This is a genomic window from Bifidobacterium sp. UTBIF-68 (genome assembly GCF_006408855.1).
In the GTDB taxonomy this organism is placed as follows: Bacteria; Actinomycetota; Actinomycetes; order Actinomycetales; family Bifidobacteriaceae; genus Bifidobacterium; species Bifidobacterium reuteri.
Genome location: NZ_JFAN01000060.1, coordinates 1 through 3238 on the forward strand (window position 1 = coordinate 1; position 3238 = coordinate 3238).

5 protein-coding genes are annotated in these 3238 nt (G+C 58.6%); 4 read left to right on the forward strand and 1 reads right to left on the reverse strand.

The features are described from left to right. Positions 1–10 precede the first annotated feature (10 nt). Entirely contained in the window at positions 11–1318 is a 1308-nt protein-coding gene (locus tag BW14_RS11720; protein WP_308810450.1) for an IS256 family transposase, read from the reverse strand. 319 nt (positions 1319–1637) lie between these two features. Between BW14_RS11720 and BW14_RS11725 the strand changes: the two genes are divergently transcribed. The 4 genes from BW14_RS11725 (at position 1638) to BW14_RS12625 (ending at position 3132) form a co-directional block, all read left to right on the forward strand. After that, positions 1638–1862, forward strand: a complete 225-nt coding sequence (locus BW14_RS11725) for a helix-turn-helix transcriptional regulator (protein WP_140490770.1) — start codon at positions 1638–1640, stop codon at positions 1860–1862. A 267-nt stretch (positions 1863–2129) separates the two neighbouring features. After that, positions 2130–2363 (forward strand): hypothetical protein, encoded by a 234-nt coding sequence (locus BW14_RS12080; protein WP_181162391.1) that lies wholly within the window; start codon positions 2130–2132, stop codon positions 2361–2363. Then, the gene (locus tag BW14_RS11730) at positions 2356–2745 is read left to right on the forward strand and encodes a type II toxin-antitoxin system YafQ family toxin (RefSeq protein ID WP_181162392.1); all 390 of its coding nucleotides are present in this window, start codon (positions 2356–2358) and stop codon (positions 2743–2745) included. Before BW14_RS12080 ends, BW14_RS11730 begins: the two co-directional genes overlap by 8 nt. Positions 2746–2931: 186 nt before the next feature. Then, positions 2932–3132, forward strand: a complete 201-nt coding sequence (locus BW14_RS12625) for a helix-turn-helix transcriptional regulator (protein WP_181162393.1) — start codon at positions 2932–2934, stop codon at positions 3130–3132. Positions 3133–3238: the final 106 nt, after the last annotated feature.

Sequence of the window (3238 nt, forward strand, 5' to 3'; positions counted from 1 at the left end):
TTTTTTATTGTCAGTTCCTGTCGGCCGGCCAGCGGTCGGCGAAGGTGATGGCGAACGCGTTTAATGCGGGCTTCCATCGTGCCGTCCATTTTACCTGTCCCCGGCCGGTGGGGTCCAGCGACCTGACGGTCAGGTACAGGCATTTGAGCGCGGCCTGCTCGTTGGGGAAGTGGCCGCGCGCCCTCACGGACCGGCGGAACCGGGCGTTCAGGCTTTCGATCGCGTTGGTCGAGCAGATCACGCGCCGGATCTCCACGTCGTAGTCCAGGAACGGCACGAACAGGTCCCACGCGCCCATCCACAGGCCCCGGATGGCGGGGTACTTGGAGGCCCAGTTGTCGAGCATCTCGTCGCGCGCGGCCGCGGCCGCCGTCTCGTTGACGGCCGTGTAGACCGGGACGAGGTCGCGTCCGATGGCGCTCCAATCGCTCTTGGACGCGTAGCGGAACGTGTTGCGCAGCAAGTGGATGATGCAGGTCTGCACAATCGCCTGCGGCCATACCACGCCTACCGCGTCGGGAAGGCCCTTCAACCCGTCGCAGATCAGGAAGAACACGTCATCCACGCCCCGGTTCTTCAACTCCGTGAGCACGGACAGCCAGTATTTCGCGCCCTCGGCGGCAGGCGAGCCCCAGATGCCGAGCACGTCCCGCCTGCCCTCCAGATCCACGCCGATCGCCGCGTAGAACGCGCGGTTGGCGACCTGCCCGTCCCTGACCTTGACGTGGATCGCGTCGACGAACACCGCGGCGTACACCCGGTCCAACGGCCGCGACGTCCACTCGTTCATCTCCGCCGTCACCCGCTCGATGATACGGCTGACCGTCTCCCTGGAGACGGACGCGCCGTAGATCTCCCTGAAATGCGCGCCGATCTCGCCGGTCGTGAGCCCCTTGGCGTACAGGGACAGCACGACCGAATCGACGTCGCCCAGGCGCCTCTGGCGCTTCTTGACGATGACGGGCTCGAACGACCCGTCGCGGTCACGCGGCACCCTGATCTCGACCGGGCCGACCGCGTCGGTCGTGACCGTCTTGACGGTGGCGCCGTTGCGCGTGTTCGCGGCCCTGCCATCCACGCTTTTCTCGTGCCTGGCACGTCCGAGGTGCTCGGTCATCTCCTCGTCCAGGGCGGTCTCCAGCACGGTCCTGGTGAACTGCTTCAACAGGCCGTCCGGACCGGTCAGGTCGAGTCCTTGCTCCTTGGCGCGGCGAATCATCTCCAACGCGAGCTCGCGCTCGGCCGGGGACGCCGGCCCACCACCACGTTTCCTTGTCTTCACCGCGGCATCATTGCCGGCGACGGGCTTCTTCGTCATGGTTTCCATTGTCTCAGTCGGCATGCTCATCACAGGCCCTTTCCCGCCGGCCCACGGACCGGCGACCAAGACCAGTTACACACTTACCGAGACACTCCCTGACGGGTGCATGTGCCTGCCTGTGACGGTAAAGCGAGAGCGGTTTTCCGGCCACGGTATCGGTGGCACCGCTAGTGGCGTAAGCCTGAGTCAGGATGCTGGCAAGGGCATAGCTTGAGGGATACAGGGAGAGACAACCTTGGGCACCTCTTGAACTGGGATAAAACCTTACGTTGCGATAGTAGAATTGGGCTAACGTCGGTAAAGCGAGGTGAGCCAAATGGGTTTAAGGGAGTTAAGACAGAAACGAGGACTGACACAACAACAGCTAGCCGACAAATCAGGGACTAGTAGAGGCAATATTGCCAACTACGAAACCGGTATCTTGAGCGTCGGGAACATGACGCTTAACACGGCGCTTGCTATCTGTGATGCTTTGCGCGTGTCTAATCCTCGGAGACTGTTGGAGGCTGACAGGCCGAAAGAAAACAGCGCTACAGATTAGCGTGTGTGTGCCCTTTTACGATTTCAAAAGTCCTGCATCAATCCGTACGTCTCGGCGTCATGCCGGGTAAGGCGAGTGGCAAGGGTGGGCCGCCATTGTTGACGTGGCGTTGTGCCGGCGGAAAGGTCGGCGGTTGTCAACAGCTTACATGGTGTCTTTACGGCAGTATGTAGGCACTGGGTATGGCGTTGGTGTCATGCCATTGTTCATAGCGTGTCTTCATATTCAGGGGATACGCTGAAAACTACTAATGAAAGGTGGTGTGTTATGACGGCTGTAGAAAGCCTGCCTGCCTATGCTTCGGCTGAAGCCGTTGCAAAACGCAAAGGCGATAACCTGATTAGCATAATCAACGCCTACTTGGCCGGGTATGCGTCGGCCGGTGCGCCGATCAATGCCGAAACCACGGGTAAGACATTGCACGCTTTGCCATCCGATACCGTATTACGTACTGATGCGGATTTTGACGCATTCGAGCGTGAGGTGTTGGGCGATGATTGAGGTTGCCTACTCGGATTTAGCCAAGGCGGATGTCAAGCGGTTGAAACGGTACCGTCGTGACTATGCCGCTGAGGTGTTGCGTATCGTTCGTGAGGAATTGCGCGTTAACGGGTGTGTGTCCGAAGCGTACAAGCCCCATGAGCTGACCAATCCAGACGCGCATTTCTCGGGCTACTTGGAGTTTCATGCTTTTGATGATGTGCTGGTGTTGTATTACCCGCCTTATCCAGACGGTTTCGTTCGGGTCATGCGGGTGTGTACTCACTGGGAACTGCATACCGGCGTGTTCGGTGCCGAGTGGCCTGACCCCAAGGCTGAGGCTGAAGCCAAGGCCAAGCGTGGTTTGACCAATGAGGCTATCGAGGCTGAATTGTTCAAGTAGTTTATCGGCGTGCTGGTTTTCGACCCGCCGATTTGCATACCCACGAACATTAGAATATTCTAATATCTATCAAGTTCAGATGAACGCGATAGCCCCGCAAGCGTGAACCACGATGGTGTTTCATACATGCGACTATTAGAATACTCTGATAGCATTTGGCTGACCGAACACAAGAGAGGTGAGTCCATGGGGTTGAAACAACTCAGACAACGCGCCGGTTTGACGCAAGTCAAACTAGCGAAACTGACCGGGATAGCGCAGACGACGCTAAGCGGATACGAGACGGGACGTTACGACGTCCATTCCATGACGCTTGATAACGCTTTGCGATTATCCCGCGCCCTCGAGTGCCGTCCCGATGAGTTGACGGACGGCTACCCCGAGTAAAAGAAATGCGGCTGGAAGGGTCCTCTTCCAACCGCATTGCCCATGAAAGGCCGACAAAGGCATTAGTGATTGTGAGGCGTCGCCAATCATCGAGCATGCATAGTTC